We start from the raw sequence: 24,219 nt of genomic DNA, 5'->3' as shown, positions 1-24,219 counted from the left end.
TTCGAGAACGTAGCGCGCATTGATGATGAAGCGCGCTGCAGAGCTGCAGCGGCGATGAACCGCACAGTGCGAGACGATTGTTCGGAAGCAGGGCGGCAGGTCTTTCTATGTCGAGGCCAAGGCGCGCCCGCGCCGGGTCGTGCCAGGCGAGTGCCCGATGACGCGCTTGTAGGCGCGACTGAAAGCGGCCTGCGACGCGTAGCCGAGGCGCTCTGCCACTACCTCGATCGGTAGGCTCTGGTGGGTCAGCCATTGACTTGCCAATTGCATCCGCAGCTCAGTCACGTACCGCAGGGGCGCGGTTCCAACAACGGTCTGGAACCGGTCTGCAAAGACAGAGCGTGAGATGTTGGATTCTGCGGCCAGCGCTTCGACGGTCCAGTCACGCCCGGGGTCTCTGTGCAGGGCAAGCAACGACAGCGATAGACGCGGGTCGCGCATGGCCATGACCAGGCCGGATGCGCCGTCGCAACCGCGCTCGACCCAGTCACGAACGATCATGGCGGCCACTGCATCCGCCAGCCGGGAGAGTATTCCTGCATATCCGATACGTCCGGAGCACACCTCGCGCTTCATCGCGTCGACCATGGGCAACAGCCCAGGGAACTGCGTGCCGTTGCCATCGGCCAACATCACCGCCGGCATCACCTTGCTCAACCCTTGCATGCCGCCCAGATCGAACACCATGCAGCCGTGGAAGAGCACTGCGCTCGGCACGGCGTGCGTGCTCGGGCACGTGTCTATGCCGCTCACCGCGTCACCCAGCGGGGCTGCGTCTATCGTTTCCAGGCACTGGACGGGGTGGTCGTCGCCCGACAGCAACGCGTGTTCTTCTCCGCGGGGAAGAAGCACGACATCCCCGGCAGAAAGGCGGTGTTGGCTACCGTCCGCGCCACGAAGAATGGCAGTGCCCACTGCCAGGTAATGGAAGTAGGCATGGCCTGGCTTCGGAGAAAATCCAAGCCCAAAGGTCGGCCCGGTCTGAATGCGTCGGTATTGAACGCCATGCAGCCGCATGCCGGTCAGCAGCTCGCTGATCAGATCGGTGGGCTGGGATGGAGCGTGGCTCATGAGACGACCCGGGGTTTCGATCAAAAATATAGGTCAGGCAATCATAGATCATCCGGGCGTGGCTCCCTAGACTCTCGGCTGCACGATTGCACTGGGATCTTTGATGAGTAATGACGTAGCTGATGCCGCAGACGCACCTGATTCTGTGGCCTGGAGTAGCGGGGAACCTTCTTCGTCGGCATGGGTAGCGGTGTTTTCGCTGGCCATGGGTGTCTTCGGGCTGCTCACGGCCGAATATCTGCCTGCCAGCCTGTTGACGCCGATGGCGGCGGACCTGGCGGTGTCGGAGGCGCTGGCTGGTCAAGCAGTGACGGTCACCGCTGTAGTGGCCCTGTTCGCTGGCCTGCTGGTGCCGCGGCTGACCCGTTCGATAGACCGGCGCCTGGTGCTGTTGAGTTTCACGGGTCTGATGATCCTCTCCAACGCCCTGGTGGCATTGTCGTCCAGCATGGGCGTCCTGCTGGTGATGCGCGTCCTTCTGGGCATCGCGCTGGGCGGTTTCTGGAGCATGGCAGCGGCCGTGGCCATGCGGTTGGTGCCGCCGCAGCGCGTGCCTCGCGCGCTTTCCATCATCTTCAGCGGCATTGCGGTCGGCACCGTGGTTTCCGTTCCTTTGGGGAGCTACCTGGGAGGTCTGCTGGGCTGGCGCAGCGCCTTCTGGGCTGCGACGGCGGTAGGTGGACTCACGTTTGCGTTCCAGTGGTTCACGCTGCCCCGAATGGCCCCGCGCAAGGCGGCAGTCCCAGAGTCGGTGGTGGGGCTCCTGCGCCGGCCAGGCGTTGCGGTCGGCATGCTGGGCTGCGTTCTGGCGCACACCGGTCAGTACTCGCTCTTTACGTACATCCGCCCAACGTTGGAGAGCCTGGGGCAGATGAGCGCGGATGGCCTGGCGCTGATTCTGCTCGGATTCGGTGTGGCGAATTTCGTTGGCACCCTGCTGGCCGGCTGGCTCATGGAGCGCAGCTTGAAAGTCACGTTGGTGATCATGCCCGCCTTGGTTGGCGCAGCCGCGCTGGGCATGCTCCTGTTGCCGGTGGGCGTTGGCGGGCTGTCGGTCCTGGTCGCGCTCTGGGGCCTGGCCTTTGGTGGCGTGCCCGTGGCCTGGTCGAGCTGGGTTGCACGTGCGGTGCCCGATCAGGCCGAGAGCGCCGGCGGGATGGTGGTCGCTGCTGTGCAGTCTTCCATCGCCGCGGGTGCCGCTTTGGGCGGCCTGGTGTTCGGGTTCGGGGGCATTGTTGCCGTGCTCACCGTTGCTGCGGCGGTGATGCTCATCGCGAGCCTGCTCATTGCGTTCCGTGTCAGGGTGAGTTCGGCGACGTTGTCGGCGGGTCCGGCGTTTCACATCTAGCCGTCATCTGTCCTGAGCGTCCTGCCGAAGCTGAAAATCAAACAGCCGCCGGGTGGTTGGTGGACCGATACCCAAACGGTCACCATTTGCCGGCGTGATGGCGCGGCGCTACGCTTCCACGATGTCTACTTCGACCTCCGCAGCATTCGACGGCGGGCGCGGCCCCGCCGAGCACGACGTGCGCACCCAGATCATCGTGGCCGCCACCGCGCATTTCAGCCATTACGGCTACGACAAGACCACGGTGTCCGACCTTGCCAAAGCCATCGGTTTTTCCAAGGCTTACATCTACAAGTTTTTTGCCTCCAAGCAGGCCATTGGTGAGGTGATCTGCGCCAATTGCCTCGGTCAGATCGAAAGCGAGGTTCGTCAGGCCCTGCAGGGGGTGCAAGCGCCTGACGATAGGCTGCGTGTGTTGTTCACCGTCATTGTGGAGGCCGGTCTTCGCCTGTTTCTGCAGGATCGGCGCCTGTATGAAATCGCCGTCGCCGCCGCGACGGATCAATGGCCATCAGCGAAGGCGTATCAAGACCGGATCGGGCAGCTTGTTGAAGACATCATCAAGGAGGGACGTGCCTGCGGAGCCTTCGAGAGCCGGACATCACTTGAAGAGACCGGCCGCGCGGTCTATCAGGTCCTGCTTCCTTATCTGAACCCGGTGACGCTGCCGCACCTGGCGCCCTTGCACGAAGAAGCGCCCAAAGCCTTGCAGGAGCTGGTCCTCAGGAGCTTGCAGCGACACCGGTAGTGACTATTGACGCAATGAGTCACTAGGAACACAATGCGGCCGGACACCCCACTCCGGAAGGCCGCATGCGTCGCCGTTTTGTACTCCCAGCCATTTCCTGTGTTGTTCCGTTGCTCCTTGTGGCCTGCAGCAGGGCGGGTGATAGCGACCCCCGAACCGCGCCGCCCATCGTCCGGGTCGCCCAGGTGCAGCCGGACACGGGAAACGCGCGGACCTTCACTGGCATCGTCGCCGCACGGGTGCAGAGCGATCTGGCCTTCCGGGTGGGGGGCAAGATCACCGAGCGCCTGGTCGAGACGGGGCAGACGGTCAAGCGCGGCGACGTGCTGTATCGAATTGATCCCATCGATCTGAACCTGGCCGCAGCGTCCCAGCAGCAGGCCGTCATCGCAGCCCGTGCGCAGAATGTGCAAGCCACCGCGGACGAGGCGCGCTATCGCGACCTGGCGGCCAAGGGCGTTGTATCCCGGTCGGCCTACGATCAGATCAAGGCTGCCGCAGACGCGGCGTCCGCGCAGCTCAAGGCAGCCGAAGCCCAAGCCCGTGTCGCGCGCAATGCCAGTCAGTACACGGCGCTTGTTGCCGATGCCGATGGGGTGGTCATGAACATTCTGGCCGAGCCCGGCCAAGTCGTTGCAGCGGGGCAGATCGTCGCCCGGCTTGCCCGTGCAGGCAGTCGCGAGGCCGTCGTCCAGCTGCCCGAGACACTTCGGCCGCAGATCGGCTCGGCGGCGTCCGCTTCCCTGTTCGGGGCAAGTGGCAGGATTCCGGCACGGTTGCGTGTGCTCTCTGAATCGGCAGACCCCGCAACCCGCACCTTTGAAGCCCGCTACACCCTGGAGGACGGCAGCACGGCATTGCCGTTGGGGTCCACCGTGGCGGTAGCGGTTGAAGGCACCGCAGCTGCAGGCAGGGTGGGGGGCGTTGAGGTCCCATTGGGCGCGGTGTTCGATCCCGGCAACGGGGCCGGTGTCTGGGTCATCGGGGGCGAGCCACTCAAAGCCCGTTGGACGCCGGTAGTGGTCAAGCGATTGGGTGACGACCAGGCCCTGGTTGAGGGCGCGTTGAGTGCATCCGACCGCGTGGCCGCGCTGGGCGCGCACCTGCTCCGCGAAGGGCAGGTGGTTCGTCTGGCCGATACCGCCACGACTACCGCTGGCAAGGGAGCCCACCCGTGAGTGGGTTCAACCTGTCGGCGCTTGCGGTGCGCGAGCGCGCGATTACCGTCTTTCTGATCTTCCTGGTCTCGGTTGCCGGCATCGTGTCGTTCTTCCAGCTGGGCCGCGCAGAGGACCCGGCGTTCACTGTCAAGGTGATGACAGTGATCACGGCGTGGCCGGGTGCCACGCCCACGGAGATGCAGGACCAGGTGGCCGAGAAGCTGGAAAAACGCCTGCAGGAGCTGCGCTGGTATGACCGCAGCGAAACATATACGCGTCCCGGCCTGTCTTTCACCACGCTGACCCTGCAGGACGGTACGCCTCCTTCCGAGGTGCAGGAAGAGTTCTACCAGGCGCGCAAGAAGATGGCCGACGAAGCCGCAAACCTGCCCGCAGGTGTCATCGGCCCGATGGTCAATGACGAATACGCCGATGTCACCTTCGCGCTGTTCGCGTTGAAAGCCAAGGGCGAGCCGTTCCGCGCGCTTGCACGCGACGCCGAAACCCTTCGCCAGCGCCTGCTGCATGTCCCGGGGGTAAAGAAGGTCAACATCATCGGCGAGCAGTCCGAGCGGATCTATGTGGAGCTTTCCCACCAACGTCTGGCCAACCTGGGCATCACGCCGCAGGCAGTGTTCGCCGCGCTGAACGGGCAGAACGCGTTGACGCCCGCCGGCTCCGTGGAGGCCAAGGGCCCGCAGATCTTCATCCGCCTCGACGGCGCGCTGGATCAGCTGCAGAAGATCCGGGATACCCCCATCGTTGCACAGGGCAGGACGCTGAAGCTGCAGGACATCGCCACCGTCAAGCGCGGCTATGAAGATCCGTCGACCTTCATGATCCGCAACGGGGGCGAGCCCGCCATGCTGCTCGGGATCGTCATGCGCGACGGCTGGAACGGCCTGGATCTGGGCGCCTCGCTCGACGCTGAGGTCAGGAAGATCAACGACGGCCTGCCGGTGGGGATGGTCTTGGAGAAAGTCACCGATCAGGCGGTGAACATCAGCGCGTCGGTCGACGAGTTCATGATGAAGTTCTTTGTCGCACTGCTGGTGGTGATGGTGGTGTGCTTCGTCAGCATGGGCTGGCGCGTCGGCATCGTGGTGGCAGCTGCCGTACCGTTGACGCTGGCCGCGGTGTTCATGGTGATGGCCGCCACCGGAAAGAACTTTGATCGCATCACGCTCGGTTCGCTGATCCTGGCGCTGGGCTTGCTGGTCGATGACGCGATCATTGCCATCGAAATGATGGTGGTGAAGATGGAAGAGGGCTACAGCCGGATCAAGGCATCGGCCTATGCCTGGAGCCATACCGCGGCGCCGATGCTGGCCGGCACCCTGGTCACGGCCGTGGGTTTCATGCCCAATGGCTTTGCCCGCTCAACTGCCGGCGAATACACCAGCAACATGTTCTGGATCGTCGGCATCGCGCTGATCGTGTCGTGGGTGGTCGCGGTGTTCTTCACGCCCTATCTCGGCGTGAAGCTTCTGCCTGAACTGAAGGCCGTGGAGCGCGGCCACAGCAGTCTCTACGATACGCCGCGCTACAACCGCTTCCGGTCGATCCTGGCGCGCGTGATTGCGCGCAAGTGGCTGGCCGCCGGTTCGGTGATCGGCCTGTTCGTGCTTTCGGTGGCAGGCATGGGGTTGGTGAAGAAGCAGTTCTTCCCCATCTCTGATCGCCCGGAGGTACTGGTCGAGGTACAGATGCCCTACGGCACCGCCATCGAACAGACCAGCCTGGCGGCCAGCAAGGTGGAGAAGTGGCTGTCCGCGCAGGAGGAGTCGAAGATCGTCACGGCCTACATCGGCCAGGGCGCGCCGCGCTTCTACCTCGCCATTTCGCCGGAGCTCCCCGATCCCGCGTTTGCCAAGATCGTCGTCCGCACCGACAGCCAGCAACAGCGCGATGCGCTGAAGGCAAGGCTCCGCCAGGCAGTGGCGGAGGGACTGGCGCCTGAAGCACGCGTGCGCGTCACGCAGCTGGTGTTCGGGCCTTACTCGCCTTATCCGGTGGCCTATCGGGTCAGTGGCCCGGATCCGGATGTCATCCGCGGCATTGCGGCCAAGGTCGAGCAGATCATGCACGCCAGCCCGATGATGCGCACCGTGAACACCGACTGGGGCGTTCGCACGCCAACGTTGCACTTCACGTTGGACCAGGACCGCCTGCAGGCGATGGGCATGACCTCTGCGTCTGTCTCGCAGCAGTTGCAGTTCTTCCTCAGCGGGGTGCCGGTCACTGCCGTTCGCGAGGACATCCGCACCGTCGAAGTGGTTGCCCGATCTGGCGGGGATACGCGCCTGGACCCGGCGCGCATTGCCGATTTCACTTTGGTCGGCGCCGGTGGCCAGCGCGTGCCGTTGTCCCAGATCGGCGCTGTCGAAGTGCGCATGGAAGAGCCGGTACTGCGGCGGCGCGATCGCGTGCCGACCATCACCGTGCGCGGTGATATCGACGATGCCCTGCAGCCACCGGACGTATCGGCGGCCATCAGCAGGCAGCTTCAGCCACTCATCGCCTCGCTTCCCGAGGGATATGCCATTGCCCAGGCCGGCGCCATTGAAGAGTCCGGCAAGGCGATGAGCGCCATGCTGCCGCTGTTCCCGATCATGCTGGCGATCACCTTGCTGATCATCATCCTGCAGGTGCGCTCCATCTCCGCAATGATCATGGTCTTCATGACCAGCCCCCTCGGCCTGATCGGCGTGGTCCCGACCCTGCTGTTGTTCCAGCAGCCGTTTGGCATCAACGCACTGGTTGGACTGATTGCATTGTCGGGCATCCTGATGCGCAACACGCTCATCCTCATCGGTCAGATCCACGAAAACGAAGAAGCCGGGATGGAAACCTTCCACGCGATCATCGAGGCGACGGTTCACCGGGCGCGCCCGGTGATCCTGACCTCCCTGGCAGCGGTGCTGGCCTTCATTCCGCTGACCCATTCGGTGTTCTGGGGAACGCTTGCCTACACGTTGATCGGCGGCACCATCGCCGGCACCGTGATGACGCTGGTCTTCCTCCCGGCGATGTATGCCATCTGGTTCAAGGTCCGAGCGGACAAGACCCGCGTTGCCTGAAAGTGGCCTGGATCTCTTTTACATGGGAAGTGAGTCTTGAACATTGCCGACAAAGATCGCATCGTAGTGACCGGAATGGGTGTGGTGAGCCCGCTGGGCTGCGGCGTAGAAACGGTGTGGTCCCGCCTGCTGGCGGGACGTTCCGGAATTGGCCCGCTGGGCGATGCGCTTTCCGCCGGAACGGGCTGCGACGTAGGCGGCCGCGTGCCCGACCGGGTGCAGGATCCTGAGGCGGGCTTCGACTCCAGCGACATCATCGCGCCGAAAGATCTGAAGAAGATGGACCGGTTTGTCGAGTTTGCGCTGGTGGCCGCCCACGAAGCGCTTGCGCAGGCCGGGTGGCGTGAGGCTGATGAGCGTGGCCTGCTGCGAACGGCGACCGTGATTGCGACGGGGATCGGTGGCTTTGGATCCATCGTCAATGCGGTGCACACCACCGAAAGCCGTGGGCCTGGCCGGTTGTCGCCTTTCACTGCGCCTACCTTCCTGGCCAATATGGCGGCAGGGCAGGCGTCGATCCGGTACGGGTTCAAGGGGCCGCAGAGCGCACCCGTCACGGCATGCGCGGCGGGCGTCCAAGCCATTGGTGATGCGGCGCGCCTCATCCGGTCCGGCGAGGCGGACATTGCACTGTGTGGTGGCGCGGAAGCTGCGATGCATCGGGTCAGCCTGGGCGGCTTTGCGGCGGCCAAGGCACTGAGCACGTCGTTCAACGACACGCCACAGGCAGCGTCCCGCCCGTTTGATGAGCAGCGGGACGGCTTCGTCATGTCCGAAGGGGCAGGGCTGCTGGTGATCGAGCGGCTGGATCATGCGCTGGCGCGTGGCGCCACCCCGCTGGCCGAGCTGGTCGGCTACGGCACCACCTCCGATGCGTATCATCTGACTTCGGGCCCCGACGACGGCAGTGGTGCGCGCAGGGCGATGGAGATCGCGCTGGCGCAGGCGGGCATTGCCGCGGGGCAGGTCGACCACATCAACGCGCACGCAACCTCGACCCAGGTGGGGGATCGGGCAGAGCTTGCGGCCATGCGTGCCCTGTTCGGTGCCCGCCCAGATCTTCTGATCTCTGCCACCAAGTCCAGCACCGGACACCTGCTCGGGGCAGCTGGCGGCATCGAAGCCATCTTTACCGTGCTTGCTTTGCGCGATCAGGTCGCACCAGCGACACTCAACCTCGGCCGCCCCGATCCGTTGGCCGAAGGGCTTTCGATCGTCGCCGGCGTGCCGCGCACGGCTGGCATCGAGTTCGCGTTGACCAATGGATTCGGTTTTGGCGGCGTCAATGCCAGTGCACTGTTCAGGTGCATGTGAGCGTGGCTGCCTCCAGCGGCTTCCCAAGCAAAACCGCCCTGCGCTGGGAAGGTGCACGGGCGTTGAGCCGGCGCTGGATGCTGGATGCCGCCGGCACTGTGTTTGCGGAAGAAGGGTTCGAGAACGCGACGATGAAGCGCATTGCCGAGGTCTGTGGCGTTACCAAGGTCACGATCTATGCGCACTATCGTGACAAGGCGCGGCTCTACAGGGCGGTCATGGACGGCCATCTGGCATCGATACCGGATGCCCGGCTCGACGCGCACGGAGCAATGGATCTTGGTGATGTGCTGATGCGCATCAGTGACGGCATCGAACGGTTGGCAGCGGACCCGGCATGCCAGGCCTTCTGCCGGACGCTGTCGCGTTCTGATCATGCGCGTGATGTCTACATGGAACACTGGAACACGAAACTGGAACCGTATCTGGAGCTTGCGACACGAGCGATGGCGAGCGCCCCGGTCCGCTCGAGCCACTCGGATGACAGTGAGAAGTTCCTCAGGCTCATCCTTACAGAACATGGCCTGCCTCATGGGGCGATGCCCGTGTCCGGGAGTGAAGCAACCGTGGCGCTCTTCATGCGCGCCTATGGGATGACGCGCCCGCAGGCCTGAAAGACTCTCCGGGAACATTGAGTCGATGCCTCAAGGCCATCCGGCTTTCGCCATGGCCCGACCAGGCATTCAGCGCACGCTCGATTCCAGTCCAGGAAGCATGACTTCATGCACTGCAGATTGACTACAAATGTAGTCATTGTTTCTGTATCCATTGAAGGAGCCCGCCATGAGAGCACGTCTGCTTGCCTGCATAGTCTTCCTGGCATTACACCCGTTTGTGGCCGCAGCCAACACGCCTGATGCCTTGGCAGCGATAGAGCGGAATGCCCGCAACGCGCATTCCGACGCGGTCTACATTGAAAGCGGGCGCGGGGTGCTGCTGCAGATCGCGCCGGCAGCCGGTGAAGACCGCATCCACCTGATGTCGGCGACCAAGTCCGTCGTCGCCCTGGCCATCGGGCTGCTGCTCGATGACGGCAAGCTCGCATCCATCGACGAACCGGTCAGCACGGTGTACCCGGAATGGCGCCAGGGCAGGAAGCGGGACATCACGATCCGGATGTTGATGGACCACACCTCCGGCCTGCAGAACGTGGCCAACGCGGGGGTGGAACTGGAGGGCGCGCCGGATCTGGTGAAGCTGGCGCTGGCGGCCGAAATTTCCAGCGATCCAGGCACCACCTTCGCCTACAACAACAAGGCGACCAATCTTCTGCCGGACATCGTGCAGCGGCTTGCCGGCAAGCCACTGGATGTCTATCTGGACGAACGGTTGTTCAAGCCGCTTGGCATCACCGGCCATCCATGGATGAAGGACCAGGCCGGGACGCCCATGGGCATGGCCGGGCTGTCGTTGTCGGCGGTTGATCTTGCAGCGATCGGACGATTGATGCTGGACGGCGGCGTCACCCCGGGCGGCAAGCGGTTGCTGAGCGAACGCTCGGTGGCGTTGATGACCGCCGAAAGCGCGCGTTCCCCCGACGTCGGCCTGTTGTGGTGGCGCATCCCCGCATGGGAGCACTACCGATTGAAGGCCGGTGCAGCCACGCTTCTGAGCGCTCGCAGCATGGATGCCGTGATGCTGGACGCGCTGCTGGCCGCCGACGGCCAGGTATTTGACAGCAAGTCAGCGCTGATCAGCTTTCTGGCCGAACGGCTGGGACCGAGCTGGCCACAGCGCTACGCTGCGGAAATCACCGGGCGTGGACTGAAGCTCGGCGATATCTTCGACATCGACCGAGGGCCGGTGGCGGCCTACGCCGCCAACGGCTACCTCGGCCAGCACCTGGTCATTGTTCCCGACAAGGGCGTGGTGGCGGTAAGGCAGATTCAACGGCGGGAGAGCCACCGCGCCCCGCTCGACGATTACGCCGCGTTTCCCATGGATGTGCTGCGGCTGGCAGAGACGCTGTGACCGGCCAGCACGCTAGGGAATGCGGCAGCCCGCGAACACATCCAGTCCCGGCTGGTAGATACCGCTGCTGATGGCGAACAGTCCCAGCAGGGAGTGGAAGAGATTGTCGTGGCTGTAGGAATCGGTGCCTGCAGCATGGCGCAGGCAGGCCAGATCAAGGCGGGCATGGGTCGCAAAGCCCGGGGAGAACCACATCACCATCGGCACCTGGGTCTGCTCGCGTGGCGCAATGAAGTAGGGCGTTCCGTGCAGATACAGACCGTGCTCGCCAAGCGACTCGCCGTGATCGGAGACATAGATCAGTGCAACGTCACGCTGCTCCGAATAGGTCTGCAGCAGGTCGATGGCCTTGCCCAGCAGCCGGTCGGTATAGACCAGGGTATTGTCATAGGTGTTGGTCAGCGCTTCGTTGCTGCACTTCTGTATCTGGTTGCTGTCGCAGGTAGGGCTGAATGCCCTGGAGTCGGCGGGATAGCGTTCAAAGTAGGTGGGGCCATGGCTGCCCAGCTGGTGCAGCACGATCAGACCATCACCCTGCATGGCCGCGATGCGCGTGTCCAGCTGGTGCAGCAGGATCTCGTCATGGCAGGTGCCGTCCTTGTTCACGCACAACCCAGGCACCTTCAGCGGCGGCATGTCGTCGGTGGGAATGCGGTTGCACACGCCCTTGCAGCCACCGTTGTTGTTGTCGCGCCAGAGCACGCTGGCGCCGGTGCGCTGCAGGATGTCCAGTACGTTCTCTTCCGATGCCGCAGCGACGCCCTCGTACTGCGATCGTGGCATCTGCGAGAACATGCACGGCAGTGACACGGCTGTTGATGTGCCGCAGGATGCAACGTCCCGGAAGCTGATGACGCCGTCCCTGCGTGACAGCTGCGGGTTGGTCGGGCGCGGATAGCCGTTGAGCTGGAAGTTCTTTGCACGTGCCGTCTCGCCGGCCACCAGGATGACCAGGCGAGGGCGCTCGCCGGGCGTGCGCGCGGCGTCTTCGCCGATCGTGCGCAGCGGCTGTGCCTTGGCGCTGTAGCTGCTCCGGAGGTAGCCATAGGTGTGACGCAGGACGTTCAGCGGCAGCACCTGCTCGCGGATGTAGCGGTTGTTGCGGAGCAGCGACGAATACTCTTTGTAGAACGCCAGGCTTACCGCTGCCAGCACCATCAGCGTCGCCAGTACATTCCCCAACCACACCAGCGCCGCCCGCAAAGGACGCCCGCTGTTTCCACTGCGCATGATCAGCAGAACGCATGTGGGCAGCGCGCCCAGCAACAGCACCGTCAACAGCAACGGCAGCGACAGGTAGGAGGTCATCTCAGCCTGGTTGGTCTCCAGCGCGTTCTGCACCATGTCGCGGTCGATCAGTACGTTGTAATGCAGCATGAAGTAGGTGCACGCAGCGCTGGCGACAACCAGCAACGCCAGCACCGGTTTGCGCGCATAGGGGAGCATGCCGATGGGCGTGAACAGCAGATTGAACAGGCACAGCAGCAGCACCGGAAGGCTGCAGAAGAACAAAGCGCTGCGCAGATCATGGATATCGATGAGAGACCAGAGCGTCTTCCAGAGAGCGATGTTTCCCAGCGTGGTGAAGAACAATGCCGTGCACCAGACAAGCATGATCGGATGTTGCGGGACAGACCTGAAGCATGAACGCACGTGCAGAATCCGCTGAGCCAGAAGTGCGCGCAGTATCTGGACGCGTTCATCAGGAAGTTGTCAGGTTCCTTGCTCATCCCATCAGGACCACGGCCCACACCGTAGCCACCATCAGCAGGGCCGTGCTCTGTGCGGCACTGCCCATGTCCTTGGCGTTCTTGGAAAGCGGATGGTGTTCCAGAGAGATGCGATCGACCACCGCTTCGATGGCCGAGTTGAGCAGCTCCACCAGCAGGCTGATGAAGCAGACCATCAGCATCAGGGCGCGCTCGCTGCGGCTGACCTCCAGCAGGAGCGCGACGGTTGCCAGCGCGGCATGCAGCAACAGCAGCTGCCGGAACGCGGCCTCACCCTTGAATGTCGCGACGAAACCGTCGCGGGAATGGATCACGGTATGCAGGATGCGGCGCAGCCCGGTCTTGCCGTGCGCGTACTTGCCGTTGCCCTTGGGTTGCCCTGGCTGCATTTCGTACCTGCCCTCATGAAGAGATCCGGCAAGGGTGGAAGGAGCAATGTCAGGAAGCTGTCAGGGTATCGGCTGCGGCTGGGCGCATCTGCAGGGTGAAGCAGCAGCCTCGCACCGAGGTCTCGACCGTCATCTGCCAGCCAAGATGCTCGACCACGCGCTGCACGATGGACAGGCCCAGACCTTCGCCGCTCTGCCGGGCGCTGGTCACGAAGCGCTGGAACTGCTGCGCGTCGATGCTGGACGGCAGCCCCGGGCCGGTATCGGCAACCCGCAGCGTGGTGCCACGCAGTTCCACCCGTACCTCGCCTTCCTCCGTGTACTGGCACGCATTGCGCAGCAGGTTCCAGATCACGCTCTGTGCCAGCACGTCATTGGTCAGCAGCTGCTCGTCCTGTGCAGCATCAAGGGTCAGGCGCACCGGCTTTCCTGCCAGCCACGGCACGCATCGCGCCATGCATTCCTCGATCACCGGGCGCAGCAGCAGGTTGCTGCGTGGCACCGTCCTGGGGTCGCGGGAAAGCAGCAGCAGGCAGGTCAGCTGGCGCTGCATTTCCTGCGTGGTCCGCACAATGCGCTCGGCACTGGCCAGCAGCCGGCTGTCGGCCGGCAGCTGGTGCTGCAGCGTTTCGGCGGCGCCACCGATGATCGCCAGTGGTGTGCGCAGTTCATGGCTGGCGTCGCCGGCGAAGCATTGTTCACGCTGCAGGAACTGCTCAAGTTCGTCGCTGTGCTGGGCAAAGGCGCGCGCCAGAACGCCGATCTCGTCGCGCGCGTCCTGGAAGGGAAAGGGCTTGTGCTTGTTCTGCACGGCATCAGCCAGGCGCGTAATGGGCGCGATGACGTGGGCCGACGTCCGCCGACCAATCCAGAACGCACAGAACACGCAGGTCAGGATGACCAGCGCAGCAAAGGCGTTGATCAGGTGCTCGAGGTAGGCGTAGTGATCACCGTGCTGCAGCAGGTAGTAGCGCTGCCCGTTGCTTTCGAAGACCCGAAGGTGCCATTCGTTCGGTGCGGCTTCACCGTGGTAACCCAGCCCGTACCGGCGCAGCACCTGCGGAACCGTATGCGGATCAAACAGCTGGCTGCCTTCCGGCAGGTCCGGTTGCACGCCCTGAGCCAAGGCCACCTGCAGCCTGCGGACCTCCCGGTCCTGGCTCATCGAAACCACAGAGGCCCTTACTTCGTCATAGTCCACCAGTTCGACCAGTACGATGAAGCCCATGGCACCGGCCATCAGCAGCACGAAGGCAACGGTGATGCGCGTTCTCAGGGTCAAGCTTCGATAGAGGGACTTCAGCGAGCGGGCATTCATGGGTGGCGACTATTCCGCGTGTGCTGGCGCCGGCGTGCCCAGGCGCCAGCCGACGCTGTGCACGGTCGCAATGAGTGCAGGGTCGAACGGCCTGTCCACCTGAAGGCGCAGCTCATGGATATGTGTACGTAGCGCGCCGCTCTCCGGCGGCTCGTCGCCCCATATCAGGTACTCCATCTCCTGCTTGCGCACCACCGCCGGCGCGGCACGCATCAGGCACATCAGCAGCTTGTGCGTGGTCGGTGTCAGGTTGAGGACCTGGCCCTGGCGCCATGCCTGTGGCGAACGGGTGTCGACCCGCAGGTCCGCCCAGGCCAGCACGCTCTGCACCTGCCGGCCCTGGGCACGGCGGACCAGCGCCTTGATGCGCGCGTCCAGCTCCTTCAGGGAAAAGGGTTTGACCAGGTAATCATCCGCACCCAGCGCGAGCCCCTGCACGCGGTCTTCCACCGGATCACGGGCGGTCAGCATCAGGATCGGCACCGGGTTCTGAAACTTCTCGCGGAGTGTCTGGCACAGTGCCATGCCATCGAGGCGGGGCAGCATCAGGTCCAGCAGGATGGCATCGTAATCATGCTGCGTTGCCCTGCGCAGGCCGCTGGCACCATCCCGTGCATCGTCAAGTACGTAGCCCAGTGGCTCGAAGAACGCGTAAAGGTTGGCAACCAGCTCGGGGTTGTCTTCAATGATGAGCAGTCGTGTCATGGGCTACGTGCATCCGTGCATGAGCAGCGGACTTTGGACGATCACCTGTGGTTTGCCAAGTGCAGGGAGGTGCCGCACGACCCCGCCAAGCTCAGGCACAGAGTGCTACATGAGCCGCTGTACGGCCAGCGCAGCAGCGACGCACCACAGCACCACCCACGCCGCCGAGATCCGCGCAACCGCCAGCAGCGCAAAGCCCACCGCGGCGATCGCAAGATCGATCGGCGCGCGCACGCCTTCCGTCCACACTGGATCATGGAACGCGGCGGCCAGCAGACCGACCACGGCCGCACCGGCCCCGGCCACTGCTCTGGCCGCCCACGGTCGGCACACCAACTGGTTCCATATCGGCAGTACCGACAGCAGCAACAGGAATCCCGGCAGGAAGATGGCCAGCAACGCAATCCCTGCGCCTACCACCGCTGGCAGACCCGATGACGCCTCTGCACCAAGAAACGCCGCGAGCGAGAACATCGGGCCGGGCATCGCCTGCGCGGCACCGTAGCCGGCAAGGAACGTGTCTGGTCCTACCCAGCCGCTGTCAACCACCGCATGCTGCAGCAGCGGCAGTACGACATGGCCTCCACCAAAGACCAAGGCCCCTGCCTGATAGAACGCGCTTGCAATGCGTGGTGCCGTCGGCACGGTAGAGAGGGGCAGCACCAGGGAAGCCGCCAATCCGGCGACAAAAAGTGCCAGGCTGATGGCGGCACCACGTGCGCCGTACCGGACCGGAAACACCGCAGCAACAGGCGCCCTTGCGTGCGTGCACAGCCACATGCCCAGCAGGCCGCCCAGCCCCACCGCGATCAGCGATCCCCATCCATTGCCTGCCAGTACCGCTACGGCCAGGGCGAGGCAGGCAATCAACGCATGCCGCACATCGGGAAGCAGTTGCCGCGCCATGCCCACCAAGCCGTGGGCAACCACCGCAACGGCCACCAGTTTCAGACCGTGGACGACCGCCGGGTAGACCCCATGATGCAATCGAGAGACCGCGGCGGCAAAACCAAGCATCAGCAGCGCAGAGGGCAGGGTGAATGCGGCGAATGCCGCCAACGCGCCCCGCCAGCCGCCCCGGAACAGGCCGATGGCGAGGCCCATCTGGCTGCTGGCCGGTCCCGGCAGGAACTGGCAGACCATCAGCAGTTGGGCGAAGCCGGCATCATCGAGCCAGCGACGGCGCTGCACGAATTCACGGTGGAAATAGCCGAGATGGGCGATAGGCCCACCAAAGGATGTCAGCCCCAGCTTGAGGAAGACCGAGAACACCTCCATAGCGTTGCCGCGGCCTTTCATCGCGTCAGCGGCATCAGCTTCGGGCGGGGGCGGCGATCCGGTCACGGGCCGAGGATACACAGTCCCGATGTAGCTGATTGCAGGCGCCTTTTCGGACCAGCGAACGAGGCGGGGGCACGCTGAACCGTTACCGGCCGGGCGCATGGATTCGTTCACAGGCGCTGCTCTATATTCCGAGCCACGACGCCGCATACCGCGGCTGGACCGGGAGTATCCCCATGAAAACCGGACGTTTGCTTGGCATTGCCCTGGGTGCGGCAGTCTCCCTGGTGGCCGCCCCCGCTTGGGCCGATCCGCCGCACCATGCACGGGGCAACGGACCGCCGCCCCATGCAGGCGGCCCCCACAACCGCGACGCACCCCCGCCGGGCTGGCAGAAAAAGGCATGGCGCCGCGGTGACCGCTTGCCCTGGGCCGAGGTTGACCGCCGCTACTGGGTGGACGACTACGCGCATTACCGTCTGCGCGACCCCGGTCGCGGTCAGCGTTGGGTGCGGCAGTCGGATACGGAATACCTGCTGGTGGAGATCGCCACCGGCGTGATCATCGACGCCTTGCGTCGCTAGGGATTCCGGCACGGGCCCCCGGGCGGCACGCAGCCGCCGCGGGGGTAATGGCGGCACGACCGCCGGTGGCATCGCGCTCTCACCCCGGCAACTCGCACTTCATCTTGCCGTCCACGTAATACGGCTTGGGTACGTTCGGGTTGTCGCTGGTCTTCTCAAAGACCACTTCGAACGACGCTGCGTCGGGCGAGCCCTTGCGATCGGTGCACGCGTCGTGGAGTCTTTTCTTGACTGCGGCAATGCCGGCCTCGCGGTTGGCACCGTCGGCGCTGTTGGTCAGGTTCACGGTTTCAGCCAGGGCCAAGGGGCTGAAGGCACACAGGCAGCCGGCGATCACCAGGGTATGCAGCTTGGTCAAGGGGTGCACCTCGCGGAAGTCCAATGAGGCGGTCAGCATAATGCGGGAGCGTTAACAGCACGTGCCCGGTTGCCGCAGTTGGCTTGGCTGACGTTGTTTGGTACAAGCCAAGCTGTCGAAGATCAGAGAATGGGCGCGAGCCATGTCCGAACCCTATTCGGCCCTGCTCAGGCTGCAGCTGCCGCGCGAGCGTCTTGCACGCTGGTTGGCGGCCCCGGTGCCTGCAGCATCGAGGTGGAATGACTGGCGATCCATCGCCGGCCGGTGGCGCCTGCCCGGCGGCGTCGATCTGGCTGCGTCCAGTGATGTGGAGCTCGGTGAATTCCTCTCCGATTGCACTGCAATGCTGGCCCGGCACGCGGACAATCGCGCAGCGTTGGCCGCCCTCCTGGAATCGGCGCAGGCGGAGAACATCAAGGTTGCGGCCTACGATCAGGCTGGCGCGTACTTCGTGGCAGGATCGCTGACGTATTCCGAGAACCTCTATGATCTGGTCGTGTTTCTGGCGATGGCGCGGGGCGCTGCCGATTTTCTTGAGCCTGGCGAGCACGGCGTGGCACTGGTGCACGACTACCTATGGGCCGAGGACGGTGAGCGGGAGACGGTTGCTGCGGTCCAGCTCGCCGGCAAGGGCGATTCCAGCTTCATGACGCCGGCGCAGTCCGGTGAGACCGCTGCGACCTTCGATGCAATGGTCGAGCTCATGCTGGACGGAGCGGACGACCCGCAGTTCACTCCACGCAATCAGTTCGACCGTATCCAGGAGCGCGGCCATGCGGCCCAGGAGAACTAGATGACAAGCACAGGCACCCGCAGGGATCCAGTCAGCAGGAGAGCACGCTGCTTGCACGGCGCCCTCGTTCTCTGCTTCTGCATGCTGGCCGGATCTGCGCTGGCGCAGACAGCGCCGGTCACGCGCACCTGGTTCGTGAGCGGAGCAGAGTTGGCCAAGCTCCTGCAGGGCAGGGGTGAAGACGGATTCTGCGACGGCGATCAGTGCCGGAACCTGTCGAGCGCCCGCGCGGGCGCCTACATCCAGGGCGTTGCGGATACAGGCCGAGGGCAGTGGTGTGGCCAGGGACATATTCTTCCCCATGAACTGGTCGACCGTGTGTCTTCGCACATCCGGCAGCTACCCGCCGAACGACTGCATCAGGATGCCGCATCTCTGGTCATTGAGGCGCTGGAGACTGCGTTTCCCTGCCAGCAGGCAGCGTCCAGCGGCGACCGCGCCCACGCCGCGCGGAGTGGGCGATGAGCCCCTGCCGCCGCTTCAGGTCGCCTGGCCGGAACAAAGCGAGAGCTGCCGCGTGCGAGTGATGGAGACAGCGTTGTCTGCCGACGTGCTGGCCCTGCTGGAGGCCAGCGGCCTGCCTACGGAGGATCTGCGTGCAGGCAGGCCGATCACCTTTCTGGCAGCGTCGTTGAACGGAGAGCTGCTCGGTTGCGTGGGCTATGAGTCGAGCCGCGGCGTCGTGCTCCTGCGCTCGTTGGCGATCCATCCGATGTCGCAGGGCAGGGGCCTGGGGCGGCAACTGGTGGTGGAGCTGGAGCGGCATGCCAAGGCAGCGGGTGGCAGGACCGTGTTCCTTCTCACGACCACGGCAGCACCGTTCTTCGAGCAGCTTGGCTATGAGCGTGTCGCGCGCGATGCAGCACCGGGATTCATCGCTGCGTCGACGCAGTTCAGTGAACTGTGCCCAGGCTCGGCCCAGCTGATGATGCGTCGGCTGTAGGCCGGCCGGGACCCGGCGGGTGCTTCAGCCCCCTTGTCCATCGATGTCCGGGGCTTGCCGCGTCGCGATCCGGGATGCCCGGCGTGCAGAGGACCGCTGCGGTGTCGATACCGAGGCGCGCGTGATCAACTGATGCGCAAGCACGTGGTTGACGCTGGCGCGCCTTGAAGACGCGGGGCGGCGCATTTCCCGCAGCAGGATGTCTATCGCGTTGTCCGCCATCTCTGCGACAGGCTGATGGATGGTGGTCAGTTCCGGCCACACCATGGTCGCGGCGGAGGTGTCGTCGAAGCCAACCACCGAAAGATCCCCCGGCACCTGCAGGCCGCGGCGGTGGGCCACTGAAACAACCGCCGATGCCATGTCATCGTTGCTGGCGAAGATCGCACTGGGTGGCGGGCCCTGGGCCAGCAGCCGCTCGGCTGCCTCCAGGCCGGAACGGTAGGTGAAGCAGCCGGGTTGCACGAGCGCGTCGTCGTAGCCGATGCCGGCGTTGGCCAGTGCATCCCGGTAGCCCTGCCAGCGGTGTGCGCTGGCAGTCTGGTTCGGGTCGCCTTTGATATAGCCGATGCGGGTATGCCCGTGGGCGATGAGGTGCGACACCATGTCATGGCTGGCCTGGCGGTCGTCGATGCGCACGCAGGAGATCCTGTCGCTGAAGCGGCTGGAGGCGATGGAGACGACGGGAACGCCCGCGTTGACGAATACCTCGACGATGTCCTTCGATTCACACAGCGGCGGCGGAAGAATCACGCCTGCCACGGTGGTGGCAAGTTGCCGTGCCGCCTCGCGACGCGCCGGGGTGCCCAGCTCATCCCAGGCAGCGATGACCAGCTGCGCCGCCGACCGGGTGGAACCGCGCAGCGCGCCGACCAGCAGTTCGCGCAGGTAGCTGGAGCTGGGGTTGGTGTAGATCAGGGCGATGCAGGTGTGCTGCGCCGCAGCCAGGGCGGAGGCAGCAGGGTTGGGCCGGTAGTCCAGCGCCAGTACGCTGCGCAGGACGCGTTCGCGGTTGCCTTCGCGTACCCCGGCATGGCCGTTGATGACGCGTGACACCGTCATGGCGGAAACACCTGCATGGGCAGCGACGTCATCGATGGTGATGGCGTTTGCTTTCCGACGGACCGCTTTATGGCGGTTTTTCAAGGCTGGATTCCTTTGCTGCGCTGCATGATGACAAGCGCGATTGCGGATGAGTAGTCTGCGCCCTGACGCGATGGTAGCGCTACCACTTGGCCGCTGTAAGGCCAGCGGATGCCCCCCCTTTACCGCGCGGCTGTTCCGGCAAGTCTGAAAGCGAGTTTGAGTCGCAGTGAATGCAAAGCGCACTGCGATGTTCGGTGTGGAAGACGGGCGTCGCCCGTACGTGCCCCCAGGAGGGGCGGTACATCCATTCGATCGTATGTCAGAGGGGAGAGTCATGAGCGCTGCTACTTTCCGTCGTACCCCAGGCCGGAGGGCTCGTCCATGAGCCGGAGGCTGGCGAAGTTCACATCCCGGGCCATGTTCACCTTTGTCGGTGGCGTCCTGGTCATCAATCCCGCATTCGCACAGGAGGCGTCAACGCCGGCACCCGTCGCCGGGCAGCAGAACCCGCCCAGCCCGACACAGCTGGACACCGTGCAGGTCACCGGCATCCGCAACAGCCTCAGCCAGGCCATGGACATCAAGCGTGATTCGGCCGGCGTGGTGGATGCGATCAGTGCGGAGGACATCGGCAAGTTCCCCGATACCAACCTGGCCGAATCCCTGCAGCGCATCACCGGCATCTCGATCGAACGCCGTGATGGTGAGGGTGCACAGGTAACGGCACGTGGTTTCGGCCCTCAGTTCAACATGGTGACGCTCAACGGCCGCCAGATGCCGGGCGCCGATGCGTTCGGTGCGTCGGGGCAGGTCGCCATCGGTGGTGTCGACGGCGGCACCCGTGCCTTCAACTTCGCCCAGCTGGCCGCTGAAGCCATCAATGGCATCGAGGTCTACAAGACCAGCCAGGCCAATGTCCCCAGCGGTGGCATCGGTGCCACCATCAACATCCTGACCTCGCGGCCGTTCGACCACGAGGGCATCGTCGCCAGTGCCGGGGCGAAGGCCGTCTCCGACCGCAGCCAGCCGTTCGGCGACGATCTGACGCCGGAACTGTCCGGCATCTTCAGTTACACCAACCCGGACAAGACTCTCGGTGTTGGCGTGAGCGCCAGCTACCAGAAGCGCAAGGGCGGTTCGGTGCAGGCCACCGACAACTACTGGAACGTGCAGCCGTGGACCGGCACGATGCCGGGCAACCCGAGGGTGGTCAATGCACCGGCCATCGGTGCGCTGTATGCGCGGCCGAACGACCTGCGCTATGCCTTCTCCGAATTCGAGCGTGAGCGCATCAACGGCCAGGCCGTGCTGCAGTTCGCGCCGACCGATGCGGTGACCTTGACCCTGGATTACACCTATTCGACCAACGAGATCACTGAGAATCGTGGCGAGCAGGGCATGTGGCTGCAGAACAGCAACTACACCGACGTCGAATTCGATACCAGCGGTGCGGTTGCCACGCCGATCTACATCCGTGAAATCGCCGGCACCAAGGATTTCGGCCTTGAGCAGCAGCGCAGCATGCAGAAGTACAAGCTGGGTTCGCTCGGCCTGAACGCGGTCTGGAATGTGACCGACCGCTTCAAGCTCAGCTTCGATGCGCACAACTCGAAGAACGAAAGCCGCCCGAACGATCCGCTCACCGGTGGCGGCTCCATCTTCAGCAGCATCGCCGGCACCAACAACTGCACCACCGGGCCGCATTGCGGCGGCTCATGGGTGCAGGAAATGGTCTTCAACAATGGCCTGCCGATCGGCACCCAGGTCTGGTTCCCGAGCACGGCCGATGCCATCGCCAACACCAATGGCGTGGTCAATCCGGGCTTCGCGCCGGGCGAGATTGGTTCGCAGGTGTTGCGCATCAACTCGCAGACCCAGATCAGCGAGATCAAGCAGGGCCGTGTCGACGGCGAGTGGAGCTTCGACAAGGGGCGCTTCCAGTTTGGTGTGGACTCGAGCAAGCAGACCACCCACCGCATCCAGGCAGCAGAGAACTACAACACCCTGGGCGATTGGGGCGTGGCCAATGTTGACGGGGATGTTGCCAACGGCCTGATGGACCTGCTGCAGCCGGTCAACATCGTCGGGCTGTTCAACGACTTCAATGCCAACAGCTTTACGGCCTGGCGCGGCGATGCCGGTCGCCTGGCGCAGTGGGCGGCGGACAATTATGGGGCCAACCTCGGCGTGAGCCCGCAGCGCGCCGCCGACAACCTGGTGGAAGAGAAGACGAAGTCGGCCTACTTCCAGGTCGAGCTGGATGGTGAGCTGGGTGGCCGACGCACCAGTACCCGTCTGGGCGTGCGCTATGAGACCACCGATGTGGTGTCGACCTCGGTCATCGCCATTCCTGAAGCCATCGAGTGGCAGTCCAACAACGACTTCCGCGTGGTGTTGTCCAACGAGCAACAGCCGTTTACCGAGAAGAACAGCTACAGCTACATCCTGCCCAACCTCGACTTCAGCATCGACCTGATGGACGACCTGAAGGGGCGCGTCTCGTTCGGCAAGAGCATCGCACGCGCGCCGATCGGCAATCTCTATGCCGGCCCGGGTGCGCAGCAGCCGTTCGGCTCGGTGCTGATCGATCCGTCGTCGCGGGCCAGCGGCACCGCCCAGAACCCGCAGCTGAAGCCGCTGGAATCGGACAACCTGGACCTTGCGCTGGAGTGGTACTTCGCTGATGCCAGCTACGTGTCGCTGACGTACTGGAACAAGTCGGTCAACAATTTCATCGGCAACACCATCGTCCAGGAGAACCTGTACGGCCTGAGAGACCCCACCTCCGGCCCGGATGCGCAGGCGGCCCTGGCGTTCCTCACAAGTGGTGCCTGCCTCACCCAGGTCGGTGCAGCCAATGCAGCGGCGTGCTCGGCCAACGACACCTCCCTGTTCACCGCGCTGGCCCTGCTGCGCAACAATCCGGCCGGGCTGGGTGCCTACAATGGCACCGACGCACAGGTGCTGGCGACCGAAGCGGCCTATGATCTGTACGGTACCGCCGCTGACCCGCTATACCAGTTCAACGTGAACCGCCCCATCAACCAGAACAAGGCCAAACTGAATGGCTGGGAGATCGGCGGGCAGTACTTCTTCGGCGACACCGGGTTCGGCGTCCTGGCCAACTACACCATCGTCAATGGCGATGTCGGCTACGACAACGGCGGTGACCCGGGCATCGACCAGTTCTCGCTCACGGGACTGAGCGACACGGCCAATGCGATGCTGATGTACGAAAAATACGGTTGGTCGGTACGGCTGGCGTGGAACTGGCGTGACCAGTACCTGATCCTGGCCAACCAGGGCGCCAGCCGCAATCCGTACTACGTGGAGGCGTACGAACAGTGGGATCTCAGCGTGAACTACACCCTGGATGACCACTGGTCGTTCGGCCTGGAGGCGATCAACCTGACCGGTGAGGACGTGCGCTGGCGTTCGCGCACCTCGCAGATGATCGTGAAGCTGGCTGACCAGAGCCCGCGTTACATGCTGGGTGTGCGTTACAGGTTCTGAACCGTGGGGTGCCGCTGCCACGGCAGCGGCACCCGTTCAAGGCTGCTGGCGGATTGGACAACACCATGTCGCGTTACGAAATGCTCAACAACATCGCTCATCGGGACCTGCGTGTGGCCACCGGCTTCGGCGCCGAGTTCGGCGACGCGGTGGGCATGGTGCCGGCCTATCCGAGCGAGTTCGCCGAACTGCAGCGGGAATATCCCATCTTCCTGCGCAAGGACCCCGCCGCGGGCGGCTGGCAGGCGGTGGCCCTGCTTGGGTTCGAACAGCACGAGAACCTGTTCCTGCAGGACGGTCGCTGGAACGCCTCCTACCTGCCCGGTGCCGCGGCGAAAGGGCCATTCCTGATCGGCTTCCAGGAAGGCCACATCGATGGTGCGCTTACCCGGGAAGCGGTGCTGCACGTGGATCTGGATCATCCGCGCGTGACCGCGATGCACGGCGAGCCGGTGTTCCTGCCACAGGGGGGTAACTCGCCCTATCTGGACCATATCGCCGGGGTGCTGCGCGGCATCCACGACGGCCATGCCTTTGCCGCGGACATGTTCGCCACGCTCGATGCGAAAGGGTTGATCCAACCGATCACGCTGGACGTGCGGATCGACGCTGAGCATCGGATCGGCGTCAACGGCCTGCATGCGGTCGATCGTGACCGCCTCGCGCTGCTGGAGGGTGCGGCGCTGGCCGAACTCAACCGCGCCGGCTACCTGGAGGGTGCCTATCTGATGCTGGCATCGCTGCACAACATGCGCCGGTTGATCGCCGAGAAGCAGCGACGCCTGCGCGCAGCGGATACCGCTGTCGCGGCCGGCAGGAACTGACCG

At 64.4% G+C, this 24,219-nt stretch carries 21 protein-coding genes; 13 read left to right on the top strand and 8 right to left on the bottom strand.

Going from position 1 to position 24,219, the window contains the following annotated elements:
• Positions 1-105: 105 nt before the first annotated feature.
• Positions 106-1,071, bottom strand: coding sequence for an AraC family transcriptional regulator (locus tag D0Y85_RS10685; RefSeq protein WP_117310433.1), 966 nt, complete (start codon positions 1,069-1,071; stop codon positions 106-108).
• A gap of 190 nt (positions 1,072-1,261) precedes the next feature.
• Here D0Y85_RS10685 and D0Y85_RS10680 point away from each other — a divergent pair, with 190 nt between their 5' ends.
• The 7 genes from D0Y85_RS10680 to D0Y85_RS10650 all read left to right on the top strand — a co-directional run bounded on the left by D0Y85_RS10680 (position 1,262) and on the right by D0Y85_RS10650 (position 10,692).
• Positions 1,262-2,419 (top strand): MFS transporter, encoded by a 1,158-nt coding sequence (locus D0Y85_RS10680; RefSeq protein WP_205420698.1) that lies wholly within the window; start codon positions 1,262-1,264, stop codon positions 2,417-2,419.
• A 121-nt stretch (positions 2,420-2,540) separates the two neighbouring features.
• Positions 2,541-3,167 (top strand): TetR/AcrR family transcriptional regulator, encoded by a 627-nt coding sequence (locus tag D0Y85_RS10675; RefSeq protein ID WP_117310431.1) that lies wholly within the window; start codon positions 2,541-2,543, stop codon positions 3,165-3,167.
• 65 nt (positions 3,168-3,232) lie between these two features.
• Entirely contained in the window at positions 3,233-4,345 is a 1,113-nt protein-coding gene (locus tag D0Y85_RS10670; protein WP_117310430.1) for an efflux RND transporter periplasmic adaptor subunit, read from the top strand.
• Entirely contained in the window at positions 4,342-7,407 is a 3,066-nt protein-coding gene (locus D0Y85_RS10665) for an efflux RND transporter permease subunit (RefSeq protein WP_117310429.1), read from the top strand. Before D0Y85_RS10670 ends, D0Y85_RS10665 begins: the two co-directional genes overlap by 4 nt.
• A 36-nt stretch (positions 7,408-7,443) precedes the next feature.
• Positions 7,444-8,721 (top strand): beta-ketoacyl-ACP synthase II, encoded by a 1,278-nt coding sequence (gene fabF / locus D0Y85_RS10660; protein ID WP_117310428.1) that lies wholly within the window; start codon positions 7,444-7,446, stop codon positions 8,719-8,721.
• 2 nt (positions 8,722-8,723) lie between these two features.
• Complete coding sequence (locus D0Y85_RS10655; RefSeq protein WP_162887650.1) at positions 8,724-9,335, top strand: TetR/AcrR family transcriptional regulator; 612 nt, start codon at positions 8,724-8,726, stop codon at positions 9,333-9,335.
• Between the two features lie 139 nt (positions 9,336-9,474).
• On the top strand, positions 9,475-10,692 hold the full coding sequence (locus tag D0Y85_RS10650; protein ID WP_240329194.1) for a serine hydrolase domain-containing protein: 1,218 nt from the start codon (positions 9,475-9,477) through the stop codon (positions 10,690-10,692).
• Between the two features lie 12 nt (positions 10,693-10,704).
• On the opposite strand, the gene D0Y85_RS10645 is transcribed toward D0Y85_RS10650, so the two are convergent.
• The 5 genes from D0Y85_RS10645 to chrA all read right to left on the bottom strand — a co-directional run bounded on the left by D0Y85_RS10645 (position 10,705) and on the right by chrA (position 16,133).
• Positions 10,705-12,306: a phosphoethanolamine--lipid A transferase gene (locus D0Y85_RS10645; RefSeq protein WP_117310425.1), complete on the bottom strand. Its 1,602-nt coding sequence runs from the start codon at positions 12,304-12,306 to the stop codon at positions 10,705-10,707.
• Between the two features lie 112 nt (positions 12,307-12,418).
• Positions 12,419-12,811 (bottom strand): diacylglycerol kinase, encoded by a 393-nt coding sequence (locus D0Y85_RS10640; protein ID WP_117310424.1) that lies wholly within the window; start codon positions 12,809-12,811, stop codon positions 12,419-12,421.
• Between the two features lie 49 nt (positions 12,812-12,860).
• A complete protein-coding gene (locus D0Y85_RS10635; protein WP_117310423.1) occupies positions 12,861-14,129 on the bottom strand; it encodes a HAMP domain-containing sensor histidine kinase in 1,269 nt (422 codons plus the stop codon).
• Between the two features lie 9 nt (positions 14,130-14,138).
• Positions 14,139-14,834: a response regulator transcription factor gene (locus D0Y85_RS10630; RefSeq protein ID WP_117310422.1), complete on the bottom strand. Its 696-nt coding sequence runs from the start codon at positions 14,832-14,834 to the stop codon at positions 14,139-14,141.
• 105 nt (positions 14,835-14,939) lie between these two features.
• The gene (chrA, locus tag D0Y85_RS10625) at positions 14,940-16,133 is read right to left on the bottom strand and encodes a chromate efflux transporter (RefSeq protein WP_117310421.1); all 1,194 of its coding nucleotides are present in this window, start codon (positions 16,131-16,133) and stop codon (positions 14,940-14,942) included.
• A 218-nt stretch (positions 16,134-16,351) separates the two neighbouring features.
• On the opposite strand from chrA, the gene D0Y85_RS10620 reads away from it, so the two are divergent.
• Positions 16,352-16,699, top strand: a complete 348-nt coding sequence (locus D0Y85_RS10620; RefSeq protein WP_117310420.1) for an RcnB family protein — start codon at positions 16,352-16,354, stop codon at positions 16,697-16,699.
• A 79-nt stretch (positions 16,700-16,778) separates the two neighbouring features.
• On the opposite strand, the gene D0Y85_RS10615 is transcribed toward D0Y85_RS10620, so the two are convergent.
• Positions 16,779-17,057 (bottom strand): hypothetical protein, encoded by a 279-nt coding sequence (locus D0Y85_RS10615; RefSeq protein ID WP_117311908.1) that lies wholly within the window; start codon positions 17,055-17,057, stop codon positions 16,779-16,781.
• 142 nt (positions 17,058-17,199) lie between these two features.
• Here D0Y85_RS10615 and D0Y85_RS10610 point away from each other — a divergent pair, with 142 nt between their 5' ends.
• From D0Y85_RS10610 to arsN2, 3 genes are read left to right on the top strand one after another with little or no spacing between them, the layout of a single operon-like run.
• On the top strand, positions 17,200-17,850 hold the full coding sequence (locus D0Y85_RS10610; RefSeq protein ID WP_117310419.1) for a hypothetical protein: 651 nt from the start codon (positions 17,200-17,202) through the stop codon (positions 17,848-17,850).
• Positions 17,851-18,315 (top strand): Rap1a/Tai family immunity protein, encoded by a 465-nt coding sequence (locus D0Y85_RS10605; protein WP_162887649.1) that lies wholly within the window; start codon positions 17,851-17,853, stop codon positions 18,313-18,315.
• Complete coding sequence (gene arsN2, locus D0Y85_RS10600; protein ID WP_343202870.1) at positions 18,215-18,793, top strand: arsenic resistance N-acetyltransferase ArsN2; 579 nt, start codon at positions 18,215-18,217, stop codon at positions 18,791-18,793. The genes D0Y85_RS10605 and arsN2 overlap by 101 nt, the downstream gene beginning before the upstream one ends.
• Before the next feature lie 24 nt (positions 18,794-18,817).
• Here the strand turns inward: arsN2 and D0Y85_RS10595 are convergent, their stop codons facing one another.
• A complete protein-coding gene (locus tag D0Y85_RS10595) occupies positions 18,818-19,855 on the bottom strand; it encodes a LacI family DNA-binding transcriptional regulator (protein WP_343202875.1) in 1,038 nt (345 codons plus the stop codon).
• A gap of 405 nt (positions 19,856-20,260) precedes the next feature.
• On the opposite strand from D0Y85_RS10595, the gene D0Y85_RS10590 reads away from it, so the two are divergent.
• On the top strand, positions 20,261-23,392 hold the full coding sequence (locus tag D0Y85_RS10590; RefSeq protein WP_117310416.1) for a TonB-dependent receptor: 3,132 nt from the start codon (positions 20,261-20,263) through the stop codon (positions 23,390-23,392).
• A gap of 65 nt (positions 23,393-23,457) precedes the next feature.
• Positions 23,458-24,216, top strand: coding sequence for a SapC family protein (locus tag D0Y85_RS10585; protein WP_117311906.1), 759 nt, complete (start codon positions 23,458-23,460; stop codon positions 24,214-24,216).
• Positions 24,217-24,219 lie beyond the last annotated feature (3 nt).

Source organism: Stenotrophomonas sp. G4 (genome assembly GCF_003428825.1).
Lineage (GTDB): Bacteria > Pseudomonadota > Gammaproteobacteria > Xanthomonadales > Xanthomonadaceae > Stenotrophomonas > Stenotrophomonas indicatrix.
Note: the sequence above shows the minus strand (reverse complement) of the source record. Positions and strands in the feature narration are given on the sequence as shown.

Bases quoted from the DNA above. Each gene is read 5' to 3' on its own strand.
- D0Y85_RS10645 (WP_117310425.1), bottom strand. From the start codon at position 12,306: ATGCTTGTCTGGTGCACGGCATTGTTCTTCACCACGCTGGGAAACATC.
- D0Y85_RS10630 (WP_117310422.1), bottom strand. From the start codon at position 14,834: ATGACACGACTGCTCATCATTGAAGACAACCCCGAGCTGGTTGCCAAC.
- D0Y85_RS10610 (WP_117310419.1), top strand. From the start codon at position 17,200: ATGTCCGAACCCTATTCGGCCCTGCTCAGGCTGCAGCTGCCGCGCGAG.
- D0Y85_RS10640 (WP_117310424.1), bottom strand. From the start codon at position 12,811: ATGCAGCCAGGGCAACCCAAGGGCAACGGCAAGTACGCGCACGGCAAG.
- chrA (WP_117310421.1), bottom strand. From the start codon at position 16,133: ATGAAAGGCCGCGGCAACGCTATGGAGGTGTTCTCGGTCTTCCTCAAG.
- D0Y85_RS10685 (WP_117310433.1), bottom strand. From the start codon at position 1,071: ATGAGCCACGCTCCATCCCAGCCCACCGATCTGATCAGCGAGCTGCTG.
- D0Y85_RS10585 (WP_117311906.1), top strand. From the start codon at position 23,458: ATGTCGCGTTACGAAATGCTCAACAACATCGCTCATCGGGACCTGCGT.
- D0Y85_RS10605 (WP_162887649.1), top strand. From the start codon at position 17,851: ATGACAAGCACAGGCACCCGCAGGGATCCAGTCAGCAGGAGAGCACGC.
- D0Y85_RS10620 (WP_117310420.1), top strand. From the start codon at position 16,352: ATGAAAACCGGACGTTTGCTTGGCATTGCCCTGGGTGCGGCAGTCTCC.
- D0Y85_RS10670 (WP_117310430.1), top strand. From the start codon at position 3,233: ATGCGTCGCCGTTTTGTACTCCCAGCCATTTCCTGTGTTGTTCCGTTG.
- D0Y85_RS10590 (WP_117310416.1), top strand. From the start codon at position 20,261: ATGAGCCGGAGGCTGGCGAAGTTCACATCCCGGGCCATGTTCACCTTT.
- arsN2 (WP_343202870.1), top strand. From the start codon at position 18,215: ATGCCGCATCTCTGGTCATTGAGGCGCTGGAGACTGCGTTTCCCTGCC.
- D0Y85_RS10595 (WP_343202875.1), bottom strand. From the start codon at position 19,855: ATGACGGTGTCACGCGTCATCAACGGCCATGCCGGGGTACGCGAAGGC.
- D0Y85_RS10635 (WP_117310423.1), bottom strand. From the start codon at position 14,129: ATGAATGCCCGCTCGCTGAAGTCCCTCTATCGAAGCTTGACCCTGAGA.
- D0Y85_RS10675 (WP_117310431.1), top strand. From the start codon at position 2,541: ATGTCTACTTCGACCTCCGCAGCATTCGACGGCGGGCGCGGCCCCGCC.